Annotated in this window: 20 protein-coding genes; 9 read left to right on the plus strand and 11 right to left on the minus strand. The window is 66.8% G+C overall.

The features are described from left to right. Positions 1–27: 27 nt before the first annotated feature. Complete coding sequence (locus HMPREF2924_RS04750; protein WP_003136259.1) at positions 28–1236, plus strand: DSD1 family PLP-dependent enzyme; 1209 nt, start codon at positions 28–30, stop codon at positions 1234–1236. A 70-nt stretch (positions 1237–1306) separates the two neighbouring features. On the opposite strand, the gene HMPREF2924_RS04755 is transcribed toward HMPREF2924_RS04750, so the two are convergent. Further along, the gene (locus HMPREF2924_RS04755; protein ID WP_003136256.1) at positions 1307–2257 is read right to left on the minus strand and encodes a SphA family protein; all 951 of its coding nucleotides are present in this window, start codon (positions 2255–2257) and stop codon (positions 1307–1309) included. 225 nt (positions 2258–2482) lie between these two features. Here HMPREF2924_RS04755 and sphR point away from each other — a divergent pair, with 225 nt between their 5' ends. Then, positions 2483–3553: an AraC family transcriptional regulator SphR gene (gene sphR / locus HMPREF2924_RS04760; RefSeq protein WP_003121306.1), complete on the plus strand. Its 1071-nt coding sequence runs from the start codon at positions 2483–2485 to the stop codon at positions 3551–3553. Between the two features lie 44 nt (positions 3554–3597). Here the strand turns inward: sphR and argB are convergent, their stop codons facing one another. From argB to coaBC, 4 genes are read right to left on the minus strand one after another with little or no spacing between them, the layout of a single operon-like run. Continuing rightward, entirely contained in the window at positions 3598–4503 is a 906-nt protein-coding gene (gene argB, locus HMPREF2924_RS04765; protein ID WP_003096572.1) for an acetylglutamate kinase, read from the minus strand. Positions 4504–4519: 16 nt separating this feature from the next. After that, complete coding sequence (locus tag HMPREF2924_RS04770) at positions 4520–7132, minus strand: phosphomannomutase/phosphoglucomutase (RefSeq protein ID WP_023094949.1); 2613 nt, start codon at positions 7130–7132, stop codon at positions 4520–4522. Positions 7133–7168: 36 nt separating this feature from the next. Further along, positions 7169–7624, minus strand: coding sequence for a dUTP diphosphatase (gene dut / locus HMPREF2924_RS04775; RefSeq protein ID WP_003096567.1), 456 nt, complete (start codon positions 7622–7624; stop codon positions 7169–7171). A 7-nt stretch (positions 7625–7631) separates the two neighbouring features. Next, the gene (gene coaBC, locus HMPREF2924_RS04780; protein WP_003098292.1) at positions 7632–8840 is read right to left on the minus strand and encodes a bifunctional phosphopantothenoylcysteine decarboxylase/phosphopantothenate--cysteine ligase CoaBC; all 1209 of its coding nucleotides are present in this window, start codon (positions 8838–8840) and stop codon (positions 7632–7634) included. A gap of 139 nt (positions 8841–8979) precedes the next feature. On the opposite strand from coaBC, the gene radC reads away from it, so the two are divergent. Continuing rightward, positions 8980–9654: a RadC family protein gene (gene radC, locus HMPREF2924_RS04785; RefSeq protein WP_003096559.1), complete on the plus strand. Its 675-nt coding sequence runs from the start codon at positions 8980–8982 to the stop codon at positions 9652–9654. A gap of 339 nt (positions 9655–9993) precedes the next feature. Here the strand turns inward: radC and HMPREF2924_RS04795 are convergent, their stop codons facing one another. Continuing rightward, positions 9994–11574: an ABC transporter substrate-binding protein gene (locus HMPREF2924_RS04795; RefSeq protein WP_023094948.1), complete on the minus strand. Its 1581-nt coding sequence runs from the start codon at positions 11572–11574 to the stop codon at positions 9994–9996. 355 nt (positions 11575–11929) lie between these two features. On the opposite strand from HMPREF2924_RS04795, the gene rpmB reads away from it, so the two are divergent. Further along, positions 11930–12166 carry a 50S ribosomal protein L28 gene (gene rpmB, locus HMPREF2924_RS04800; protein WP_003096556.1) on the plus strand — a complete coding sequence of 79 codons (237 nt, stop codon included), beginning with the start codon at positions 11930–11932 and terminating at the stop codon, positions 12164–12166. Between the two features lie 11 nt (positions 12167–12177). After that, entirely contained in the window at positions 12178–12333 is a 156-nt protein-coding gene (gene rpmG, locus HMPREF2924_RS04805; protein ID WP_003096555.1) for a 50S ribosomal protein L33, read from the plus strand. A 136-nt stretch (positions 12334–12469) separates the two neighbouring features. Here the strand turns inward: rpmG and HMPREF2924_RS04810 are convergent, their stop codons facing one another. Together HMPREF2924_RS04810 and HMPREF2924_RS04815 are read right to left on the minus strand one after the other, a co-directional pair. Next, positions 12470–12832 (minus strand): cupin domain-containing protein, encoded by a 363-nt coding sequence (locus tag HMPREF2924_RS04810; RefSeq protein ID WP_003096551.1) that lies wholly within the window; start codon positions 12830–12832, stop codon positions 12470–12472. Positions 12833–12897: 65 nt separating this feature from the next. After that, positions 12898–14232, minus strand: a complete 1335-nt coding sequence (locus HMPREF2924_RS04815; protein ID WP_003096546.1) for an omega-aminotransferase AptA — start codon at positions 14230–14232, stop codon at positions 12898–12900. 229 nt (positions 14233–14461) lie between these two features. Here HMPREF2924_RS04815 and HMPREF2924_RS04820 point away from each other — a divergent pair, with 229 nt between their 5' ends. Both HMPREF2924_RS04820 and HMPREF2924_RS04825 read left to right on the plus strand, forming a co-directional pair. Continuing rightward, entirely contained in the window at positions 14462–15955 is a 1494-nt protein-coding gene (locus HMPREF2924_RS04820; protein ID WP_003136252.1) for an aldehyde dehydrogenase, read from the plus strand. A 146-nt stretch (positions 15956–16101) separates the two neighbouring features. Beyond that, positions 16102–17265, plus strand: coding sequence for an MFS transporter (locus HMPREF2924_RS04825; protein ID WP_003136250.1), 1164 nt, complete (start codon positions 16102–16104; stop codon positions 17263–17265). A gap of 3 nt (positions 17266–17268) precedes the next feature. Here the strand turns inward: HMPREF2924_RS04825 and HMPREF2924_RS04830 are convergent, their stop codons facing one another. From HMPREF2924_RS04830 to dadR, 3 genes are all read right to left on the minus strand, one after another. Beyond that, positions 17269–18858, minus strand: coding sequence for a phospholipase D family protein (locus tag HMPREF2924_RS04830; RefSeq protein WP_023092762.1), 1590 nt, complete (start codon positions 18856–18858; stop codon positions 17269–17271). A gap of 85 nt (positions 18859–18943) precedes the next feature. Next, complete coding sequence (locus HMPREF2924_RS04835) at positions 18944–20263, minus strand: NAD(P)/FAD-dependent oxidoreductase (protein WP_004364667.1); 1320 nt, start codon at positions 20261–20263, stop codon at positions 18944–18946. Between the two features lie 175 nt (positions 20264–20438). Beyond that, complete coding sequence (dadR, locus tag HMPREF2924_RS04840) at positions 20439–20927, minus strand: transcriptional regulator DadR (RefSeq protein WP_003096535.1); 489 nt, start codon at positions 20925–20927, stop codon at positions 20439–20441. A 153-nt stretch (positions 20928–21080) separates the two neighbouring features. Between dadR and HMPREF2924_RS04845 the strand changes: the two genes are divergently transcribed. Next, entirely contained in the window at positions 21081–23648 is a 2568-nt protein-coding gene (locus HMPREF2924_RS04845; RefSeq protein WP_004364665.1) for an intermembrane phospholipid transport YdbH family protein, read from the plus strand. Positions 23649–23668: 20 nt separating this feature from the next. Continuing rightward, positions 23669–23860: a YnbE family lipoprotein gene (locus HMPREF2924_RS04850; RefSeq protein WP_003096523.1), complete on the plus strand. Its 192-nt coding sequence runs from the start codon at positions 23669–23671 to the stop codon at positions 23858–23860. Positions 23861–23872 lie beyond the last annotated feature (12 nt).

The following is a 23872-nucleotide window of genomic DNA, read 5'->3' on the forward strand; positions in this document are numbered from 1 at the left end:
GCGCTGCTGGCGGGAACTGCCGCCTGGATGCGTCCCGCCGACCGTGGCGGGCCGTACGACGACTATTTCCGCGCGCTGAACCGCGAACTCAAGGCCAATGGCCCGATGTGCCCGGTGCTGCTCATCGACCTCGATCGCCTGGACCACAACATCGATGTGGTGATGCGTTCGGTCCGCCGCGGCGGCAAGCATCTGCGGCTGGTGGAGAAGTCGCTGCCCTCGCCCGGCCTGCTGGCGTACATCGCCAGGCGCGCCGGCACCCGGCGGCTGATGTCCTTCCACCAACCGTTCCTCAACCACGACGCAGTCGCTTTTCCGGATGCCGACATCCTCCTCGGCAAGCCGTTGCCGGTGCGTTCGGCGGAACTGTTCTACCGCGAGCACAAGGGCGCGTTCGACCCGGCGCGGCAGTTGCAATGGCTGATCGATACGCCGCAGCGCTTGCGTCAGTACCTGGCGCTGGCCCAGGGGCTGGGGACCCGGATGCGCGTCAACATCGAACTGGACGTCGGCCTGCATCGCGGCGGGGTGGCCGACCAGGCCGCGCTGGGTGAATTGCTGGCGCTGATCGCGGCGCATCCGCAGCACCTGGAGTTCGCCGGCTTCATGGGCTACGACCCCTTCGTCGGAATGGGTGTGCCGGGCATCCTCGGTTCGCCCGAGGAGCTGTTCGCCAAGGTCATGGCGCTCTACCAGGGACATGTCGACTTCGCCCGCCAGCGCTTCGCCGCGCTGTGGACACCACAGCTGACCCTGAATACCGCCGGCAGCCCCAGCTATCGCATGCACGAGAAGGAAACGCTGAGCAGCGAGGTCTCGGTGGGCACCGCCATGCTCAAGCCGAGCCACTACGACCTGGCGTCCCTGGCCGAGCATGTGCCGGCCGTCTACATCGCCACGCCGGTACTCAAGAGCACCGGCGCGGTGCAGATCCCGGCGCTGGACGGCAAGTCCCGGCTGTTTTCCTGGTGGGACCCCAACCAGCGCGGCACCTTCTTCATCTACGGCGGCAACTGGATGGCCGACTTCGCCTCGCCCGAGGGACTGCGCAGCAACGGCATCTACGGGCGCAGCTCGAACCAGGAAATGGTCAACGGCTCGCCTTCGGTGGGCCTGGAGGTGGACGACCAGGTCTTCCTGCGGCCGACCCAGAGCGAGTCGGTGCTGCTGCAATTCGGCGACCTGCTGGCGCTGCGCGGCGGGCGGATCGTCGAGCGCTGGCCGGTTTACGCCTAGGACGCCTGGCGCTTTTCCTAGTCGATGGCGGCAGCCCGCGGATACCGGGCTGCCGCTTCGTTCCGATGCCTCAGAGTTCGAACGGAATGGTCAGCTTGGTCCAGAGCATGTCGCCTTCGGGGCGGTTCTCCACGTCGAATTCCTTGGCCCAGCGGATCTCCGCGCTGGCGTACTTGAGGAAGGTCAGGTGCACGGCCGGGCCGATGGCGAAGACCTGGCCGCGTACGCCGTCGTCGACTTCCTCGCCGAAACCGAACACCCGTACGGTCTCGCCGTTCTGTTTGTCGTCGGTGGTCTGCTTGAGGTAGTAGCCGTTCAGGCCGAGGCGCAGGTTGTCGGTCACCCGATAGCTGGCGGAATAGTCGAAATGGAAGATCTGCCCCGAGCGATAGTCGGTGTCGTGGTTTTCCATGTTGAAGCTGTAGGTGGCCTTCAGCGACAGCTCGGTGCGTTCGGTGGGCAGCCAGGTGAAGGAGAACAGCGGCTTGTAGGTGTAGAAGTTGTTGCTGGTGTTGGCCAGCCGCTCGGCATCGTACTTGCCGGTGGGCACGGTGACCTCCACGGCGGCGGCCAGGGTCAGGTCCTTGCCCATGTCCCAGAGGATGATCGGCGCGAAGGTGGTGTCACCCATGCTTTCCCGTTCGTCGCTCAGGCCGAACGCGGCCACCCGTTGGCGGATATAGGGCTGGGCGATGTAGCCGCCCAGGCGCCCGCCGAAGATCCGCAGCGGGCTCAGGTAGTCCAGGCGAGGGATGATCGCATCCGAGCTGATCTTCACGTCGGACACCTTGCCGCCGAAGGAGCTGATGTTCAGCTTCCTGGCTTCGTAGTGGTTGTAGTAGACGTTGAAGGCGAACATGTGGTCGGGGAGGTTGTCGACGTCCAGTGGCAGGGTGAAGAAACCGTCGGTTCCTGGACCTATGTTGTCCACGCCGCCTTCGCTGGCATGGGTGCAGCAGCTGAAGGCGAGGGTGACGCAGGCGGCCAGGCGCAGGGGCCTGCGGGGGTGGGTCGGATTCATGGGCGGGCTCTTATTATTGTTTGGCGTGGCTCGGGGTACGGCATAGGAATAAGCCCTATCGACAGGCCGAGGCAGGGCATTGACGGTCAGCGAGGGGGGGATTTGCGGACACCGTGCAATGCTTTGTTACATCTGTGCGGAACGCTATATGATGGGACGCTCATCCCATGTCGCGATCCACCGCCAGAACAAGAACGAAGCCGAGACCGGCTCAGGATTTCGCCCATGCACAACAATGCCGCCGATGCGCGCTACGAACTCGCCCAGGTATCCACCTTCCTGCTGCAGACGCTGGCCGAGGTGGTCGAAGGCCATGGTGTCGATCCCGCGCGGCTGTGCCGGGGCCTGGGCTTCACCGTCGAAGACCTGCAGGACCCTACCCAGCGCATCTCCTACCGCCAGGCCGTGAGCATGATCCAGCGTGCCCTCCAGGCCCTGCCGGAGCGGGGACTGGGGCTGTGGGTCGGACACCAGAACGTGCTCGGCACCCTTGGCCTGCTGGGTCATGTGCTGTCGCTGTGCCGGACCCTGCGCGACGCGTTCGACATCGGCGTGCGCTACCAGCACAGCTCGGGCGGGATCGTCACCTCCAGCGTCTACCAGCAGGGCGAAACCTTCTTCGTCGAGGTCGAATGCCACCTGCCCAGCAGTGAGGTGCAGGTGTTCGCCATCGAGGAGTTCTTCGCCAGCCTGCTGGTGTATGGGCGTGCCCTGGTCAGCCCGGCGTTCGAACCGCTGGGCATCGAACTCATCCATGCCGCTCCGCCCTACGCGGGCGAGTACCTGCGCCTGCTGGGCCCCCAGGTACGCTTCGGCTGCCTGCACAACCGCATGGCGATCGCCAGCCACTGGCTGGACATGCGCCTGCCCAACCACAACCTGCCGGCGTTGCGCCAGGCGCTGGCCCTGCTGGAGCAGGAAAACACCCAGGTGCACCGGAAACTCGACCTGGTCCAGGCGGTGGAACGGGCCATCGCCCGCGACCTCAGCCTGGGCAGCCAGATCGAAAGGATTTCCGCCGAACTGAACATGAGCAGCCGCACCCTGCGGCGCCGGCTGGCCGAACACGGGCTGACCTTCGAGGCGTTGCTGGAGCAGGTGCGACGAGGGCGGGCGATGAGCCTGCTGGGCAACCCCGGGATGTCCATCGAACGTATCACCGAGGAAGTGGGATACCGTGACATCCGCAGTTTCAGGCGCGCTTTCAAGCGTTGGACGGGAGTGAGCCCGGCGACCTTCCGCAGCGAGGGTGCGAGCCCGCTGGAGCAGGCCTTCGCGCTGGCCGCGCGACGCTAAGGGAGAACCGTCATGGCGCGCCGGAGCGCGCCATGGCCGGGCGATCAGTGACGCTTGCGGTTGCTGATCAGGGTGCCGACGCCGCTGTCGGTGAAGATTTCCAGCAGCACGGCATTCGGCACCCGGCCATCGATGATGTGCGCGCTGGTCACGCCGCCCTGTACCGCTTCCAGGGCGCAGCGGATCTTCGGCAGCATGCCGCCGTAGATGGTGCCGTCGGCGATCAGCTCGTTGACCTGTTCGGTGGACAGCCCGGTCAGCACCTGGCCCTGCTTGTCCATCAGGCCGGCGATGTTGGTCAGCAGCATCAGTTTCTCGGCCTTCAGCGCTTCCGCCACCTTGCCGGCCACCAGGTCGGCGTTGATGTTGTAGGACTCGCCGTTGCTGCCCACGCCGATCGGCGCGATCACCGGAATGAAGTCGCCCTTGACCAGCATGTTCAGCAGTCCGACGTTGACCCCGGTGACTTCGCCCACATGGCCGATGTCGATGATCTCCGGCTTGGTCATCTCCGGGGTCTGGCGGGTCACGGTGAGCTTCTTCGCGCGGATCAGCTCGGCGTCCTTGCCGGTCAGGCCGATGGCGCTGCCGCCGTGGCGGTTGATCAGGTTGACGATGTCCTTGTTCACCTGGCCGCCGAGGACCATCTCCACCACGTCCATGGTCGCCGCGTCGGTGACGCGCATGCCGTCGATGAAGTGGCTCTCGATCGACAGGCGCTTGAGCAGGTCGCCGATCTGCGGGCCGCCGCCATGCACCACCACCGGGTTGATGCCGACCGCTTTCATCAGCACCACGTCGCGGGCGAAGCCGGCCTTCAGCTCCTCGCTCTCCATGGCGTTGCCGCCGTACTTGATCACCAGCGTCTTGCCGACGAAGCGGCGGATGTAGGGCAGGGCCTCGGAAAGGACCTTGGCAACCTGGGCGGCGTCATCGCGACTCAGGGTCATGGGGAGCTCCGACATGTCAGAAGGGCACGGGCAGCGAGGAATCCACTGCCTTCAGTTGGTTACGGAAGACGGTCTTGATGCGCTCCAGCTCTTCCTCGGTGTCCGCTTCGAAGCGCAGGACCAGCACGGGAGTGGTGTTGGAGGCGCGTACCAGGCCCCAGCCTTTGGGGTAGTCGACCCGCACGCCGTCGAGGGTGGTGATGTTGCCTTCGCCCCATTGGGCGTCGCGTTGCAGCGCCTCGATGATGGCGAACTTGCTGTCCTCGGTGACGGTGATGTTGATTTCCGGGGTGGAAATGTCGCTCGGGAAGGCCGAGAACACGTGCTCGCTGTCACGCTGGTCCTGGCTGAGGATTTCCAGCAGGCGGGCGGCGCTGTAGATGCCATCGTCGAAGCCGAACCAGCGCTCCTTGAAGAACACGTGGCCGCTCATCTCGCCGGCCAGCAGGGCGCCGGTTTCCTTCATCTTCCTCTTGATCAGCGAGTGGCCGGTCTTCCACATCACCGGACGGCCGCCGTAGCCGCTGATCAGGGCGATCAGGCGGCGGGTGCACTTGACGTCGAAGATGATGTCGGCCCCCGGGTTGCGCGAGACCACGTCCTTGGCGAACAGCATCAGCAGACGGTCCGGATAGATGATGGTACCGGTATTGGTGACCACGCCGACGCGATCGCCGTCGCCGTCGAAGGCCAGGCCCAGGTCGGCGTTCTCGGCCTTGACCTTGGCGATCAGGTCCTTCAGGTTCTCCGGCTTGCCCGGGTCCGGATGGTGGTTCGGGAAGTTGCCGTCGACCTCGCAGTACAGCGGGATCACGCTGCAGCCCAGGGCCTCGATCAGCTGCGGGGCGATCACCCCGGCCACGCCGTTGCCGCAGTCGACCACCACCTTCATCGGCTTGGCCATGGCGATGTCGTCGCGGATCTGCTTGAAGTAGCGCGGCAGGATGTCGACCTGCTCTACGCTGCCGACGCCGGATGCCAGGTCGTTTTTCTCGATGCGCTCGCGCAGGGCCTGGATCTGCTCGTTGGCCAGGGTCTCGCCGGCGACCACGATCTTGAAGCCGTTGTAGTCCGGCGGGTTGTGGCTGCCGGTCAGCATCACCCCGGACTTGCCCTCGAGCACGTTGGCCGCGTAGTACAGCACCGGGGTAGGCACCATGCCCACGTCGCTGACCTGGCAACCGCAGTCCACCAGGCCCTGGATCAGCTGCTTGACCAGTTCGGGACCGGACAGGCGGCCATCGCGGCCGACAGCGACGCACGGTTCGCCGCGGGCGAGACTTTCCGAGCCGATGGCGCGACCGATCCAGTAGGCGGTCTCGGCGGTGAGGGTATCGCCTACCACGCCGCGGATGTCGTAGGCGCGGAAGATGCTGGCGGGCAGCGTCGGTGCTTTTGCAGTGCTCATGATGGGGGTTTGCTCCAATCCCAGGAGGTCCTGGTCTTCATCGAGAATGTCGATATCCAGAATGTCGGTGTTCTGGAACAACGGATCTGCCAATGCCGGCTCCTCGCGAGGAGGCGCTTTCGCCACCGCCACCGCCACCGGCGCCACCGGCGCTGCCTTGGCAGGGCTGGGCGCGCTGGTCGGCTCCGGCTTGCGCCGCGGCTGGCGGGCCAATGCCTGGATCAGCGGGGCGAAGCCCGGCAGGCTAGGCACAGGGGGTTTGGCAGTGCGTTGCCCGCCGAGTTCCTGAAGATACTGACCGAGGGTCAGGACATCCTGGTGCAGGCGGCGCAACAGCGACGAACGGGTGAGGTAGGCGCCGAGGATGCCGCCGAGCAGGGCCAGCAGCGCCGCGAGTGCCAGCAGCAGCGGCGAGGCCTGGGTCGAGGCGACGCTGCCGGGTGTGTAGTTCAGTTTCCAGTTCGGATTGCCGCTGTCCAGCGCTTGCGCACCCTTGCCCGGCGCCGGCATACCGCGTTGCAGCAGCACCTGGGCCGGTGCGCCGGAGAACTGCTGGACCAGTTGCACCTGGCCGGCATCGCCCGGCAAGGGCGGCAGGGCGCGCAGCAGCCGTTGCAGGTCGACCGCCAGCAGCAGCGTGCCTTGCAGGCTCTGGTCGGCGCCGCGCACCGGCGCGGCGCTGTACAGCAGCCAGCGCTGGCCGACCTTGTAGGCTTCGGCGGCGACGTTCTGGCCACTTTCCACCCGGTGCAGGATATCCAGGGCGGCGAAGCTGACCGGGCCGGGGCTGTCGTTGTCCTGGGTGGCCTGACCGGGCGCGTTCAGGTGGGCATCGACCACGCCGTCCCAGGCCAGCAGGCTGCGCTGGGCGGCCTCGATGCGGGCGGCGTCGCCGCTTTGCAGGGCTTCGAGGGCGAGGGGGCTGGCCGCGGCGGCGCGGGTGTCGGCGGCGAGTTGCTGCAAGGCCTGGCGCAAGGCGCCGGCCTGGCCTTCGGCCCAGGCCGCGTCCAACTGGCGCTGCTGTGCCTCACCGGCGCCGCCGAAGACGCCGAACCAGAGCAGGGCGCCGGCGGCCGCCACGCCCAGCAGGCTGGCGCCTATGCCGGGCAGCAGGTCCTTGCCGTCAGCGCGTTCGGACGCTGCCTTGCGCGGCTTCTTTTCCGGTTCGAGCAGGTCGCCCAACTCGTTCCCATCCTTGGCGGTGCGCTGGAAAAGCTTCATGCCGCGTCTCCTCGGCGTCTCGTCCTGTGTTCGGGGTCAGTGGCTGCCGGAATGGCCGAAGCCGCCGGCGCCGCGCTGGCTTTCGTCGAACTGCTCGACCAGCTCGAAATGCGCCTGCACCACCGGCACCAGTACCAACTGCGCGATGCGCTCGCCGACGGCGATGGTGAACGGCGACTCGCCGCGGTTCCAGCAGGACACCATCAGCTCGCCCTGGTAGTCCGAGTCGATCAGGCCGACCAGGTTGCCCAGCACGATGCCGTGCTTGTGGCCCAGGCCGGAGCGCGGCAGAACCAGGGCGGCGAGGCCGGGATCGGCGATGTAGATGGACAGGCCGGTGGGAATCAGCAGGGTCTGGCCCGGGCCGAGGACGGTGTCTTCCTTGAGCATGGCGCGCAGGTCGAGGCCGGCCGAGCCCGGCGTGGCGTACTGCGGGAGCGGGAAGTCGGAGCCCAGGCGGGGGTCGAGGATCTTGGCTTGGAGAGAGTGCATCAGTAACTCATTGCTGGTTGAGGCGGTCGGCGATGAAGGCGATCAGCTGGCGAGCGATCTTGCCCTTGCTGGTCTGGGCGAAGGTGCTCGGATGCAGGTCGCGGTCGATCACCGTGATCGCGTTCTCGTCGCTGTTGAAGCCGATCGAGGGGTTGGCCACGTCGTTGGCGACGATCAGGTCGAGGTTCTTGTCCTTCAGCTTGCGTGCAGCATAGTCCAGCAGGTTTTCGGTTTCTGCGGCGAAGCCCACGCTGAAGGGACGATCCTCGCGCTGTGCGAGGGTGGCGAGAATGTCGGGATTGCGCACCAGCTGCAAGAGCAAGCCCTCGCCGCTGGTAGGGTCTTTCTTCAGTTTGTGCGCGGCGACCACTTCCGGGCGGTAGTCGGCGACCGCCGCGGAGGCGATCAGCAGGTCGCAGGGCATCGCCGCCTCGCAGGCGGCCAGCATGTCGCGGGCGCTGACCACGTCGACGCGCTGCACCCGGTCGGGCGTCGGCAGGTGCACCGGGCCGGTGACCAGGGTCACTCGTGCGCCGGCTTCCACCGCCGCCTCGGCGAGGGCGAAGCCCATCTTTCCGGAGCTGTGGTTGGTGATGTAGCGCACCGGGTCGATGTTTTCCTGGGTCGGGCCGGCGGTAATCAGCACATGCACGCCGGTCAGCGCCTGGCGCTGGAAGCAGTCGGCGGCGCGCTGCGCCAGTTCCTCGGCTTCGAGCATGCGCCCGAGGCCGACGTCGCCGCAGGCCTGGCTGCCCGCTGCCGGACCGAACAGGTGGAAGCCGCGCTGGCGCAGCAGCTCGGCGTTGGCCTGGGTCGCGGTGTCGCGCCACATGGCCTGGTTCATCGCCGGTGCCAGGGCGATTTGCGCGTCGGTGGCCAGCACCAGGGTGGTCAGCAGGTCGTTGGCCACGCCCTGGACCAGGCGCGCCATGAGGTCGGCGGTAGCCGGTGCGATCAGCACCAGATCGGCCCAGCGGGCCAGTTCGATGTGGCCCATCGCGGCTTCCGCCGCCGGGTCCAGCAGATCGGTATGCACCGGATGGCCGGACAACGCCTGGAGGGTCAGGGGCGTGATGAACTCGCGGCCGCCCTGGGTCATCACCACTCGGACTTCAGCGCCCTGGTCGCGCAGGCGGCGGACCAGTTCGGCGCTCTTGTAGGCGGCAATGCCGCCGCCCACGCCGAGGACGATGCGTTTCCGATAGAGCCGCTGCATAGGCTTGCCTTAATAAGGAAATGGATGACATGCGCTTCGGCAAACGCGCCTCCCCAGGTCGTCTGCCGCGCAAAAAGGATGGGCTAAGATAGCACAGCGTCCGCACGGGAACAGCGGGCGGGCTCGATGGGGAAAGCGAATGAGCATCCGCGATTGGCCCGAAGCCGAACGGCCTCGGGAGAAGCTTCTGGAGCAGGGCGCGGCGGCCCTTTCCGATGCCGAGCTGTTGGCGATCTTCCTGCGCACGGGAGTGACCGGTTGCAGTGCGGTCGAGCTGTCGCGGCGGCTGTTGAGCGAGTTCGGCGGGCTGCGTGCCCTGCTCGAGGCGGACCTCGCCTCGTTCTGCGGCCATCTCGGGCTCGGCGTGGCCAAGTATGCGCAATTGCAGGCCGTGCTGGAGATGGGCCGGCGCCACCTGGCCGAGCGCCTGCGTCGCGATTCGATACTGGAGAGCCCGCAGGCGGTGCGCGACTATCTCAAGGCGCGCCTGCGCCACGAGCAGCACGAGGTGTTCGCCTGCCTGTTCCTCGACACGAGGCACCGGGTCCTGGCGTTCGAGGTGTTGTTCCAGGGCAGCATCGATGGCGCCAGCGTCTACCCGCGCCAGGTGGTCAAGCGCACCCTGGCGCACAACGCGGCGGCGCTGATCCTGACCCATAACCACCCTTCCGGCGACGCCCGTCCGAGTCTCGCCGACCGCCAGCTCACCGCGCGCCTCAAGGAAGCCTTGGCGCTCATCGACGTGCGGGTGCTCGACCACTTCATCATCGGCGACGGCGAGCCTCTGTCGCTGGCCGAATACGGTTGGCTGTGAGCGTTCGGCGAAGGGCCCAGCCCAGGCGCCGCTCGATGCCCGCCAGCAGGCGCCGGCGGATCAGCCCGCTGACCGGGCGGATCGCCACCCAGTAGGGGGTGAAGCGCAGGCGGCTGGCGCGATCGGGGCAGAACACCCGGGTTTCCGTGTGCAGCAGGGTAGCGCCGGCGCTTCGTGCAGGGCGCACCCCAGCGGGTCGTCGAAGCGCAACAGGCCTTCCACCGCGTCGAGCAGCGCGGCGGCCGGCGCGTCGATCAGCCGCTGATGGCGCTCGCTGAACTGCCAATGCGGCAGGTAGAGGGGTCGAGATCCATCGCCGGGTTCTCCCGGGCGTGGCCTTCAGCGTTTCACGGCGACCCGCGAGAAATCCTGGCGACCGAACGGATTGACCTGGTAGCCCTGCACCTCCTGGCGGGTCAGGGCGAAGGCGGTCGGGTGGGCCAGGGGCAGCCAGAGCGCCTGTTCGTGGATCAGTTTCTGCGCCTGGTGGTACAGGCCGGTGCGTTGTTCCTGGCTGCTGGCGACCTTGCCGTCGGCAATCAGCTTGTCCAGGCCGGGATCGCAATAGCGCGCGAAGTTGAGCCCCGACTTGACGCTGGCGCAGCTGAATTGCGGAGTGAGGAAGTTGTCCGGATCGCCGTTGTCGCCGGCCCAACCCATGAACAGCAGGTCGTGTTCGCCATTCTTGGCGCGACGGATCAACTCGCCCCATTCGATGACGCGGATGTTGGCCTTGATCCCGGCCTCCGCCAGGTCGGCCTGGAGCAGTTGGGCGCCGAGGCTCGGGTTGGGGTTGAGCAGGCTGCCGGACGGGCGGGTCCAGATGTTCAGCTCGGGAAGCTGCTTGCCGGCCAGCAGCTTGCGCGCCTGTTCGGGGGCGTGCGGGTAGGCGGGAATATCCCTGGCATAGCTCCAGGTGTTCGGCGGATAGATGCCGATGGCGGCACTGGCGCTGCCTTCGAATACCGCTTGCAGGTAGCTGGTGCGGTCGAAGGCCAGGTTGATCGCCTGGCGCACCTTGGGATCGTCCAGCGGCGGATGCTGGGTATTGAGGGCGACGAAGGCGGTCATGAAGGCCGGCGTCTGCTCGACCTTCAGGCTGGCGTCCTTGCGCGCGCTCTCCACGTCCAGCGGCTTCGGCGACAGGGCGATCTGGCATTCGCCGCGGCGCAACTTCTGCAGGCGCACGTTGGCGTCCGGGGTAATGGCGAAGATCAGCGCGTCGACCGCCGGCTTGCCGGCGAAGTACTCGGGGTTGGCGGCGTAGCGCACCACCGCGTCCTTCTGGAAGCGCTTGAACACGAACGGCCCGCTGCCGATCGGCGCGGTGTTGAGCTTTTCCGGGGTTCCGGCCTTCATCAACTGGTCGGCGTACTCCGCCGAATAGATGGAGGCGAAGCCCATGCTCAGCATCGGCAGGAAGGTCGCGTCGGGGTGGTCGAGAACGACCAGCACCTGGTGGTCGCCGCTTTTCTCCACCCGCTTGATCAGCTCCGGCAGTTGCATCGACTGGGCGTGCGGGAAGCCGTTCTGCGCCACCTTGTGCCAGGGATTGGCCGGATCGAGCATGCGCTGGAAGCTGAACACCACGTCGTCGGCGTCGAGCGTACGGCTCGGCTTGAAGTAGGCGGTGCTGTGGAAGTGCACGCCCTGGCGCAGGTCGAAGCGATAGCTCAGGCCGTCGTCGGACACCGACCAGCGCTCGGCCAGCGAGGGCACCACCGTCCCCTTGCCGGCGTCGAACTCGACCAGGCGATTCATCAGCACATCGGCCGAGGCGTTGGTGGTGGTCAGCGAGTTGTACTGGACCACGTCGAAGCCCTCGGGGCTGGCCTCGGTACACACACTCAAGGTGGCAGCGGCGGCGGGCTGGGCGAGCAGCAGGGGGGCGAGGAACAGGGAGAAAGCGGCGAGGCGCATGACGGGCTCCATTCGAACGGTTAACATGCCCATCCGCAGCGGTTGGGCGCAGTCATGCAAGGCCGTTGGCGACCTTGAATCGCTACCCTAGACCATGCGGCGGGCAGCGACAACGAGGCAAGGCGACGAACGGCCACGGTGCGAAGCCCGCAGCGAGGCGGGCCGCGGCTGCGCCATGGGCCTTCGCCCTTGCGGCGCGGGGCGCCTTTCTGATATAAAGCTGCGCTCTTTTCTGGGGCCACGCTCTCCTTCGTCGGGATGCAGCGGGTAAGACCCCGGTGAAACTGAGTATCGAACTTGAGTTAAAGCAGCCAACCCATGCCGGGTTGGGCATGAGGTTATAGAGGGCTGAGGCATGTCTAGAGTCTGTCAAGTAACCGGTAAGGGTCCGGTTACCGGGAATAACATTTCCCACGCACACAACAAAACCCGCCGCCGTTTCCTGCCGAACCTGCAGCACCACCGTTTCTGGGTCGAGTCCGAGAAGCGCTTCGTACGTCTGCGCGTTTCCGCCAAGGGCATGCGTATCATCGACAAGCGTGGCATCGAGGCCGTCCTGGCTGACCTGCGTGCCCGCGGCGAAAAATTCTAAGGAGCTGAATCATGCGTGAATTGATTCGTCTGGTGTCCAGCGCCGGTACCGGCCACTTCTACACCACCGACAAGAACAAGCGTACCAAGCCTGAGAAGATCGAGATCAAGAAGTACGATCCGGTCGTTCGTCAGCACGTGATCTACAAGGAAGCCAAGATCAAGTAATTGATCCGGCACCTTGCGAAAAGCCCGCCATCCGGCGGGCTTTTTCATTTCCGGCGTACGAACTCCCGGGCTGGCGCACAAAAAAGCCCGCCAGGTGGCGGGCAAGGGTAACAAGCATTCGGGATGAAGCCGGGGCTCAGGCCTTGGCTTCGAAGATCACATAGACCTTGCGACAGGCTTCGAGCACTTCCCAGGTGCCCTGGAAGCCGGCGGGGATCACGAAGCGGTCGCCGGCGCGCACGGTCTTGGCGTTGCCGTGCCGGTCGCGCAGCACCGAGACGCCCTGGATGATCTCGCAGTACTCGTGTTCGGTGTAGTTCACCGTCCACTGGCCCACGGCGCCTTCCCAGATACCGGCGTTGAACTGCCCGCAGGGGCTGCCGTAGTGGTTGCGCACGCTCTGTTTCGGGTCGCCCTTGAGGATTTTCTCCGGCGCCGGGCTGTAGTGCTCCGGAGCGCTGTTGGCCTGGGCGAAGTCGACGATCTGTTCGATGTTCATGCTGACTCTCGGTTCTTGTGGTTCTGGCCAGTTGGAGGCAGGGCGGCGCCAGCCGCCCGCCTGGATCAGACGCTGGCGCGGATGGCCTGGGCCAGGCGCTCGACGATCTGGTCGATGTGGGGCTTGTCGATGATCAGCGGCGGCGACATGGCGATGATGTCGCCGGTCACCCGGACCATCAGGTCGTGCTCCCAGAAGCAGCGCTCGAAGACGTCGTAGCCGCGCTTGCCGGGGCCGTCCGCGTGCGGCGCCAGTTGCACGCCGCCGACCAGGCCGACGGCGCGGATGTCGACCACGTTGGGCAGGTCGCGCAGGCTGAACAGCGCGTCCTGCCAGTAGCCTTCCAGTTCGACGGCCCGCTGGAACAGGTCGTCGCGACGGTAGATGTCCAGGGTCGCCAGGGCGGCGGCGCAGGCTACCGGGTGGCCGGAATAGGTATAGCCGTGGAAGAACTCGATGGCGCCCTGCGGGCCTTGCATGAAGGCGGCGTGGATCTTCTCGTCGACGAATACGGCGCCCATCGGGATGCTGCCGTTGGTCAGCCCCTTGGCGCAGGTCAGCAGGTCCGGGACGACGCCCCAGCGCTGCGCGGCGAAGGCTTCGCCGACGCGGCCGAAACCGGTGATCACTTCGTCGAAGATCAGCAGGATGCCATGCTTGCGGGTGATCTCGCGCAGCCGCTGAAGGTAGCCCTTGGGCGGCAGCACCACGCCGGCCGAGCCGGACATCGGCTCGACGATCACCGCGGCGATATTCTCGGCGCCGTGCAGGGTCACCAGGCGTTCCAGCTCCTCGGCCTTTTCCGCGCCATGCTCGGGCAGGCCGACGGTGAAGGCGTTGCGGGCGACGTCCAGGGTGTGCGGCAGGTGGTCGACCCCCGGCAGCAGGTTGGCGGAGAAGGCCTTGCGGTTGTTGACCATGCCGCCTACCGACAGGCCGCCGAAGCCGACCCCGTGGTAGCCCAGTTCGCGGCCGATCAGGCGGGTGCGGGTGCCCTGGCCGATGGCGCGCTGGTAGGCAAGGGCGATCTTCAGCGCGGTGTCCGCCGATTCCGAGCCGGAGTTGGTGAAGAACACTTTGTTCAGGCCCGGCGGGGCGATTTCCGCCAGCCGCGCGGCGAGTTCGAACGGCAGCGGGTGACCCATCTGGAACGGCGGGGCGTAGTCGAGGGTGGCGATCTGCCGGGCCACCGCTTCGCTGATCTCGCGCCGGCCGTGGCCGGCATTGCAGCACCAGAGGCCGGCGGTGCCGTCGAGGATGCGGCGCCCGCCCTGGGCGATATAGTGGATGCCTTCGGCGCTTTCCAGCAGGCGCGGCCGCGCCTTGAACTGGCGGTTGGCGGTGAAGGGCATCCAGAAGTTGTCGAGGCTGCTCGACTGCGGCTCGTTATTCATTGTCATAGGGCCACCCAGGTTGCACGCGAGGGATGAAGACGCTAGTCCGGGCGAGTCTATGTTTAAAATAATGAACGTGACAAGGGAGTTAGAGGGGTTCCTGTCAAATATATTGAAAACAGGCGCTGCTCTGGTTTAGGGTGGCGGACACCACGGGCCGCGCGCCCGCCTTGCAGAATCTGACAGCGCGCCTGTCTCCCAGGCGCCCAGAACACCAATAAGAGGACACGTTGTCATGACCACCCTGACCCGCGCCGACTGGGAAGCCCGCGCCAAAGACCTGAAGATCGAAGGCCGCGCCTTCGTCAACGGCGAATACAGCAACGCCGCCTCCGGCGAGACCTTCGATTGCCTGAGCCCGGTGGATGGCCGCTTCCTGGCCAAGGTCGCCAGTTGCGACCTGGCCGATGCCGAGCAGGCGGTCAAGGTCGCTCGCAATGCCTTCGATTCCGGCGCCTGGTCGCGCCTGGCGCCGGCCAAGCGCAAGCAGGCGATGATCCGCTTCGCCGATCTGCTGCTGGAGAACGCCGAGGAGCTGGCCCTGCTGGAAACCCTGGACATGGGCAAGCCGATCAGCGACTCGCTGCACATCGATGTCGCCAGCGCCGCCAACAGCCTGCGCTGGAGCGCCGAGGCGATCGACAAGATCTATGACGAAGTCGCCGCCACTCCCCATGCCGAGCTGGGCCTGGTGACCCGCGAGCCGGTCGGCGTGGTCGCCGCCATCGTGCCGTGGAACTTCCCGCTGCTGATGTCCTGCTGGAAACTCGGTCCGGCCCTGGCCACCGGCAACTCGGTGATCCTCAAGCCCTCCGAGAAGTCGCCGCTGACCGCCATCCGCATCGCCCAGCTGGCCGTCGAGGCCGGCATTCCGAAAGGCGTGTTCAACGTGCTGCCGGGCTACGGCCACACGGTAGGCAAGGCGCTGGCACTGCACATGGATGTCGACACCCTGGTGTTCACCGGTTCGACCAAGATTGCCAAGCAACTGATGGTCTATGCCGGCGAGTCGAACATGAAACGCGTCTGGCTGGAGGCCGGCGGCAAGAGCCCGAACATCGTCTTCGCCGACGCCCCGGACCTGAAGGCCGCCGCCGAAGCCGCTGCCGGCGCCATCGCCTTCAACCAGGGCGAAGTCTGCACCGCCGGTTCGCGCCTGCTGGTGGAGCGCTCCATCAAGGACAAGTTCCTGCCCCTGGTGATCGAGGCCCTCAAGGGCTGGAAGCCGGGCAACCCGCTGGATCCGGAAACCAACGTCGGCGCGTTGGTGGACACCCAGCAGATGAACACCGTGCTGTCCTACATCGAGGCCGGTCACAACGACGGTGCCAAGCTGGTTGCCGGCGGCAAGCGGACCCTGGAAGAAACCGGCGGCACCTACGTCGAGCCGACCATCTTCGACGGCGTGACCAATGCGATGAAGATCGCCCGTGAGGAGATCTTCGGCCCGGTGCTCTCGGTGATCGAGTTCGAGGATGCCGAGGAGGCCGTGCGCATCGCCAACGACACGCCCTATGGGCTGGCGGCGGCGGTCTGGACCAGCAACCTGTCCAAGGCGCACCTGACTGCCAAGGCCCTGCGCGCCGGCAGCGTCTGGGTCAACCAGTACGACGGCGGCGACATGACCGCTCCGTTCGGCGGCTTCAAGCAGTCGGGCAACGGTCGCGACAAGTCGCTGCACGCCTTCGACAAGTACACCGAGCTGAAGGCGACCTGGATCAAGCTCTGATCGCCTAGGTCGGCCCTTCCGGGCCGGCTCTCTCGAGCCACACCCGCGGCCGGGTTTCCTTCTGGAAGCCCGGCCGCTGTGCTTCGTGCGCCGGATATATCCGCTCGCCCCGGCAAGGCTTCCGGGGTGCCAACGGGAGAATCGCAATGCGTTGGGGAAGCTATTTCGCCGTCTGTTCCGCAGTCATTAGTATCGGCCTCGCCCTTGGCCTGACCATGCCGCTGGTCTCGTTGCGCCTGGAGAGCTGGGGCTACGGCAGTTTCGCCATCGGCGTGATGGCCAGCACGCCGGCAGTGGGCGTGCTGCTCGGCGCGATGATCGCCGGGCGCCTCGCCGCGCGCGTCGGTACGCCGCGGCTGATGCAGTTGTGCCTGCTCACCGGGGCAGCCTCCATCGGCCTGCTGGCACTGCTGCAGAGCTACCCGGTATGGCTGTTGCTGCGCCTGCTGATCGGCGTGCAGCTCACCGTGGTGTTCATCCTCGGGGAAAGCTGGATCAACCAGTTGGCGGTGGAGAAGTGGCGTGGCCGGCTGGTCGCGCTGTACGGCACCGGCTACGCCCTCAGCCAACTGTCCGGGCCGGTACTGCTGACCTTCATCGGTACCGCCGACGACCGTGGCTTCTGGTTCGGCGTCTGCCTGCTGATTGCTGGCTCGTTGCTGCTGCTGGGCCGCGGCGGTGCGCCCAGGGTCGATCCGCACAGCGCCTCCGGGCGCGGTTTGTGGGCCTTCTGCCGGGGCCTGCCGGCGATCGCCTGGGCGGTGGTGTTGTTCGCTGCCTTCGAGGCGATGATCCTCACCCTGCTGCCGATCTACGGGTTGCGCCAGGGCTTTCCGCAAGCGGTGGCGCTGGCCATGGTCAGTACCGTGGTGGTGGGCGATGCATTGTTGCAGTTGCCGATCGGCTGGCTCGCCGACCGGGTCTCGCGCAGCGGCCTGTTCGGCGGCTGCGGCCTGGTGCTGCTGCTGAGCAGCCTGGCGATTCCCCTGCTGCTGCAGACGCCGTTGATCTGGCCGCTGCTGGTGCTGTTCGGGGCCAGCGCCGGCGGGTTGTTCACCCTGGCGCTGATCCTGATCGGCGAGCGCTACCGAGACGATGCCCTGGTCCGGGCCAATGCCCATGTCGCGCAGCTATGGGGGATCGGCTGCCTGCTCGGCCCGCTGGCCACCGGCGCCGCCAGCCAGTGGATCAGCGGTCACGCCCTGCCGTTGATGATGGCGCTCGGCGCGGCGGGCTTCGTGGTGCTGGTGCGGCTGCGCGGGGCGATTCCGGCGGACGAGGAGGCAACCGGCCTGGAAGCCTCCGAGTGACCCTCAGAGCATCTTTTCCAGTCCGATCATTCCCGCGACCCAGGCGTTCAGGCGTCGCCACAGGCTACCCGGCTCGTGGCGCAGGACCTGGGCCCGGCCGTCGCGTTCGTCGATCCAGACCAGCTTCGGCCGGCTGCCGCTGCGGTCGATGCGAACCTGGTAGCTGACGCTCGGCGCCATGCCCTCCAGCGCCAGTTGGCGGACCTGCTCGGCCAGCAGCGGACTGTCGACGATGACCCCGACTTCGGTGTTCCACAGGATCGAGCGCGGATCGAAGTTGAACGAACCGATGAATACCTTGCGCCGGTCGAAGACCATCGCCTTGCTGTGCAGGCTGGCGCTGCTCGATCCGTGCAGGCGCCAGGGCGCGCCGCTCAGCGGCTGGTCGGGATTGGCGCGCAGCTCGTAGAGCTTCACGCCATGTTCCAGCAGCGCCATCCGATAGGGTGCGTAGCCGGCATGCACGGCGGGCACGTCGGTGGCTTCCAGGGAGTTGGTCAGCAGGCGCACGCGGACGCCGCTGTCGGCCTTGCCGGTGAGGTAGTTGAGACCGTCCTTGGCCGGAACGAAATACGCCGAGACCAGGATCAGTTCCTTCTGCACGCCCTTGAACAGGCCCGCCAGGTGCGGACTGAGCAATAGGTGCGGGTCGGGCTCGCCGCGGCTCAATACCTTCAGCGGCGCATCCCAGATCGCCTCGGCGCGTGCCCAGGTGAGATTCTCCAGCCAGTTGCCCAGGCGTGGCTGGTCGCCGCGGTCGAACAGGTGGCGGATGTAGCCGGACTCCTTCACCGACTCCTTGCGCAGGTAGCGCTGCAACTTGCGTCGGGCCGACTCCAGTTCGCCGGGATAGGGCGCGCGCCAGAGGAAATCCTCGATCGGCCGGCTGATGGCGCTGTTCCAGTACTGGTCGAAGCTGTGCGAGAGCTGGTTGGCGATGGGGCCGACGCCGAGCAGGTCGAGGTCGGTGAAGTTCATCTCCGGTTTGGCGTTGAAATACTCGTCGCCGAGGTTGCGTCCGCCGACGATGGCCGCCGTGCCGTCGGCCAGCCACAGCTTGTTGTGCATGCGCCGGTGCTGCTGGGACAGGTTGAACAGGCGGCCGACGCCTCGCGTGATGCCGGTGGCGCGGCCCAGGTGCAACGGGTTGAACAGGCGCACCTGGATGTTCGGATGGGCGGAGAGCACACCGATCTCGTAGTCCCAGCCATCGCTGGCGGTGTCGTCGATGAGGATGCGTACCCGCACGCCACGGTCGGCTGCTTTGAGCAACTCGTAGGCGAGGGCGCGCGTGGTCAGTCCGTCGTGGACGATGTAGTACTGGATGTCGAGGCTGCGCTGGGCTGCGCGAATCAGCGCCGCGCGGGCGACGAAGGCATCCTCGCTGGCGCCCAGCAGGTGGAAGCCGGACTGGCCGGGGTGGTCGCGCCCCTGGACTTCGGCCTGCCTGGCCAGCCAGGTACCCTCGGCGGGCAGTGCCGACGACGGTTGCGGCGGAGGAGTGCTGGCGCAGCCGGAGAGGGCCAGGAGGGCCAGCAGGAGGAATCGGCGAAGCAAGGACATCTCCCGTGGAAACTCGAACGACCGGCTCATCCCGGTCGTGCGAATTCTAGGAGTTTTCCTCGGAAGAGCGATGCCCCGCCTGATTTTTTCAGAATCCGCCGAGCCTCGGATGGGCTCAGCTACCGAGTTTTTCCTTCAGCCGGTACCAGGCCATGCCCAGCGCCAGCAGTGGCGAGCGCAGCAGCTTGCCGCCGGGGAAGGTGATGTGCGGCACCTTGGCGAACAGGTCGAAGCCGTCGCTCTGCTGGCCGCCGATGGCTTCGGCGAGCAACTGCCCGGCGAGGTGCGTGGCGTTCACCCCGTGTCCGGAATAGGCCTGGGCGAAGTACACGTTGGGTTGCCCCGGCAGGCGGCCGATCTGTGGCAGGCGATTGGCGCCGATGCCGATCATGCCGCCCCATTGGTAGTCGATGCGGACGTTCGCCAGTTGCGGGAATACCTCCAGCATCTTCGGCCGCATGTAGGCGGCGATGTCGCTGGGGTCGCGGCCGGAATAATGGCAGGCGCCACCGAACAGCAGGCGGTTGTCGGCGGAGAGCCGGTAGTAGTCGAGGGCCACGCGCTGGTCGCACACTGCCATGTTCTGCGGCAGCAGTTGGCGGGCCAGTTTCTCGTCCAGCGGCTCGGTGGCGATCACGTAGCTACCGGCCGGCAGTACCTTGCCGCCGAGCAGCGGGTTGAGGTCGTTCATGTAGGCGTTGCAGCCCAGCACCAGGGTCTTCGCCCGCACCTTGCCGGCGGCGGTATGCACCTGGACTTCCGTGCCGTAGTCGATGCGCGTCACCGGCGAGCGCTCGAACAGGCGGACGCCCAGCGACTGGGCAGCGGCGGCTTCGCCGAGGACCAGGTTGAGCGGGTGCAGGTGGCCGGAGCCCATGTCCACCAGGCCGCCGACGTAGCGATCGGAGCCGACCACGCTGCGCATCTCCGCGGCCGGCACCAGGCGCATCTCGTGGCGATAGCCGAGGGCCTGGAGTTCCTCCATGTCCTCGCGGAAGCCCTGGTAGTCGCCGGGCTTGTTCGCCAGGTCGCAGTAGCCCCAGCGCAGATCGCAGTCGATGGCGTATTGCTCGACCCGGCGACGGACGATCTCCACCGCCTCCAGGCCCATCAGCTTGAGTGCCTTCACGCCGTCGGCGCCGATCACCGGGAGGAACTGCTCGACGTCATGGCCGACGCCGCGGATCAACTGGCCGCCATTGCGCCCACTGGCGCCCCAGCCGATCCGGTGCGCTTCCAGCAGGACCACGGAGAAGCCGCGCTGGGCCAGTTCCAACGCCGTGTTCACCCCCGAGAAACCGCCGCCGACGACGCACACGTCGGCCTGCTCTTCGCCGGCCAGGGGTGGGCACTCGATGCGTCGGTTGAGCGTGGCGGCGTAGTAGGAGGGGGCGTGTTGGGCGGTATGCACCGGCTGGTGAACGCGGGCGTTCATGTGTGAAATCCTGATTATTATGTGTGGAAAATTTGACGGAGCATAAACGTCAGTCGAGGCGCTCGCCAAGGGCGAAAAAGGAAAAAACTGCGAGGTGTTGCGGGGATCGTGTGCGGAAACGACGGTGTTTCCCGTCTATGCCGGGAGTCCTGGCGGACTCCCGGAGCGTGTCATGTCAATCCGGAACCGGTAGGTCGAGCGACTCCTTGACCTCTTCCATGACGATATAGCTCTTCGACTCGCGAACGTGCGGCAGTTTCAGCAGGATGTCGCCGAGCAGCTTGCGGTAGGACGCCATTTCCGAGATGCGAGCCTTCACCAGGTAGTCGAAGTGGCCGGACACCAGGTGGCATTCCAGCACATGGGGCAGCTTGAGCACCGCCCGGCGAAACTCTTCGAAGGTATCGCCGGACTTGTAGTCCAGGCTGATCTCGACGAACACCAGCAGGCTGGCCTTCAGATGCTGCGGATTGAGCCGGGCGTGGTAGCCCATGATCAGGCCTTCGCGCTCCAGGCGGCGCACGCGTTCGGTGCAGGGTGTGGTCGAGAGGCCGACGCGTTCGCCCAGCTCGGTGAAGGAAATGCGACCTTCCTCCTGCAGGATGCGGAGGATGTTGCGGTCGATCTTGTCCAGCTCGCGCTTGCTCTGATGCTGGGTACGCATGGATGGAGGCTCCCCGTCTGGCTCGGAAAATCCGGAAATTTTCCGCCAATATAACGTCGAAAGCAGGGAAAAACACTGGCCGGGGAAAACGCCTTGATCTTGCACGAGGGCCCCGCCACCCTTGGCCGGGTCGGCAACGGACAGAGGTAGGACATGCGTTTGCGCAGAAGGACAACGTTGCTGCTGGTATTTGCAGTGCTGTTGCTGCTGGCGTTCGGCTACGGCTGGCATGCCTGGCGCAGCCTGTTGCGCGAGCAGGGTGTCGAGCGCCTGGAGTGGCAAGGCCTGGGCCTGTCCGCCGAAGGCATCGGGCTGCGACGGCTGGCGCTGGAGCGGCGCGGCGCGGATGGCGCCAGCCTGCGACTGGACGTGGAACATGCGCTGCTGCGCTGGCCCGGGCTGTCGGGTTGGCGTCCGCGTCTACCCGGCCTGCGCGTGGAGCAAGTGGCGCTCGCCTGGCAACCGGCTGCCGCGAGTTCCGACGACGACTCCGCTGCGCTGGACTGGACGTCCCTGCGGGAGACCCTCGCCTGGCTGCCGGAACAGATCCACCTCGAACGCTTCCATCTCGACCTGCCTTGTCCCGCCGGCCGCTGCGAGCAGGAAGGCGGACTGGATATCGGCCGCCCGTCGGGAGCGCTGTTTCCGCTGGCTGCGCAACTGCGCCTGCAACAGGAGGCGCAGCAGGCCCAGCTCGACGCCCAGCTCTTCGAGGAGCCTACCGGCTGGCGCCTGCGTGCGCGCGCGCAACTCGACCGGCAGGCGCTGCTGACGCTGGACAGCCAGCTCGCGCCGTCCGATGGCGACGGCCTCTGGCAGGGGCGCCTGGAGGCGCCCGGCCTGCCCGACACCCGTGGCCTGGTGGTCTGGCTCAATCGCTGGCTGCCGGAAGCGCAGCGCCTGCCCGACGCACCGCAAGCCCTGCGTCTGCAAGCGGACTGGACGATCCGCCTGGCGCCTGGCAGCGACTGGCTGGAGCCGCGCCGGGTGCTCGACGGCGGTGGCTCGGCGGCGCTGCTGGTGCAGGCTCCGCAAGCCTGGCCGCTGCCCGGTCTGGGTAATGTACAGGGCGAACTGCAAGTCCAACTGGATGGAGACGAGGGCGCCTGGTTGCCACGCCAGCTGCGCAGCGACTTGCGCCTGAGCCAGTTGCACGGCGAGTGGTTGCAGGCGCTGCCGGCCGAGTTGCGGCCGAGCGCGCTGGGCTTGCGCAGCGAGCCGCTGGAGCGCGATGCCGATAGCGTCACCGCGTTGCGCCTGGCGTTCGCCAGCGAGGGCGCGAGTACGCTGAAGCTGGAGGCGCGTCTCGACCTGCTGGGCATCTCGCCGTGGGCCGCCAGGCTGGTGGAGGGGCGCTTGCAGGTGGACGCGCCGCGCCTGCAATACCAGGGCTGGAAAGCCGAGCGACTGGTCGCGGAGATTCCCCTGGAGGGCCGGCTGGACGGGCAGCGCGCCAACCTCTCCTTCGGCAGAGGCGCGCGGTTGCAGGCGGCGTCCCTGGCCGAGCCGTCGACGCTGCACCTTGGCCAGCCCCGCCTCAATCTCGCCGGGACCGCTCTCGAACTGGCCTACCAGCCGCTGGCGCTGCATTTCGCCGGGCCGCTGCAGGCGCAGGTCGGACAACTCCGCCAGGCCAACCTCAAGCCGTTGGCCTGGACCTTCGAGGGGCCGCTCGACACCACCCTCGAGCGCACCAGCCTGAAGGGACGGCTGAGCAACGGTGCGGGGCTGGCGGCGGACATCCAGCTGCAGCGCGATGCGAAGACGCCCCTGGCACTCTCCGCCAGGCTGGCCGAGGTGTTCTTCCGTACCGGCAATCCGCTGGCCGCGACCCTCGCCGACTGGCCGGGGCTGCTCGAACTGGGCAATGGGCGCGCGACCGCCGCGGCCGGCTGGAAGCTCGACGCGGCGGGTGGCTCGTCCCTCGACCTGGACCTGACCCTGAAAGGCCTCGACGGTATCTACGACCGCAGCGAGCTGAAGGGGCTGGGCGGCAGCCTGGCCTTGCGCCTGCGCGGCGGTCAGTTGAGCCTGGACAGCCCCGGCCTGAGCCTGGCCGAGGCCAATCCCGGCCTGCCGCTGGGGCCGGTGAGTTTCCGCGGGCGCTACGAGGCCCCGCTTTCCGCGCCGGGCAGCGGCCGCCTGAGCTGGCAGACGTTGCAGAGCGGCCTGTTCGGCGGGCAGGCCTCGGTCCCCGCGGGGAGCATCCGCCTGGGTCAGGCCGAGCAGAAGTTCGCCTTGCGTATCCAGGGCATACAACTTGGCGAGATTTTCCGGGTCTATCCGGCGGAGGGCCTGGCCGGCGAAGGCACCCTGGACGGCGAGCTGCCGCTGATGCTGAACCGCTGGAAGCCCAGCGTCTCCGGCGGCCAGGTCAAGGCCCGCGAGCCCGGCTACCTGCGCTTCCGCTCGGCGAAGATCGAGGCGCTGGGGCGCAGTAACCCGGGGATGAAGCTGGTCGCCGATGCCCTCGACGATTTCCACTACGACGTCCTGCAAAGCAGCGTCGATTATCATGAGAACGGCAAGCTGTTGCTCGGCCTGCGCTTGCAGGGCAGCAACCCGGACCTGGAGAAGGGGCGCCCGGTCAACCTCAACGTCAACCTGGAGGAGGATATCCCGGCACTGCTGACCAGCCTGCAACTGAGCGACCGGGTCAGCGAAACCATTCGCCAACGTGTGCAGGAGCGCATGCAGAAACGCAAGGCTTCGGCGCCATGAGCCATACAGGAGAACCCCCGATGCGCCTCTGCGCTCTATTCGCTGTCCTGCTGCTGGGCAGCCTGACGATGGCCTGCACGCCCACCGTGCAGCTGGCGGCTCCCAGCGAGCCGATCAACATCAATCTCAACGTGAAAATCGAGCACGAGATCTACATCAAGGTCGACAAGGCTCTGGACGGCATCATCAACGAGAACAGCGGCCTGTTCTAAAGGAGCGGATCC

Source organism: Pseudomonas sp. HMSC063H08, assembly GCF_001813645.1.
Taxonomy (GTDB): Bacteria; Pseudomonadota; Gammaproteobacteria; order Pseudomonadales; family Pseudomonadaceae; genus Pseudomonas; species Pseudomonas aeruginosa.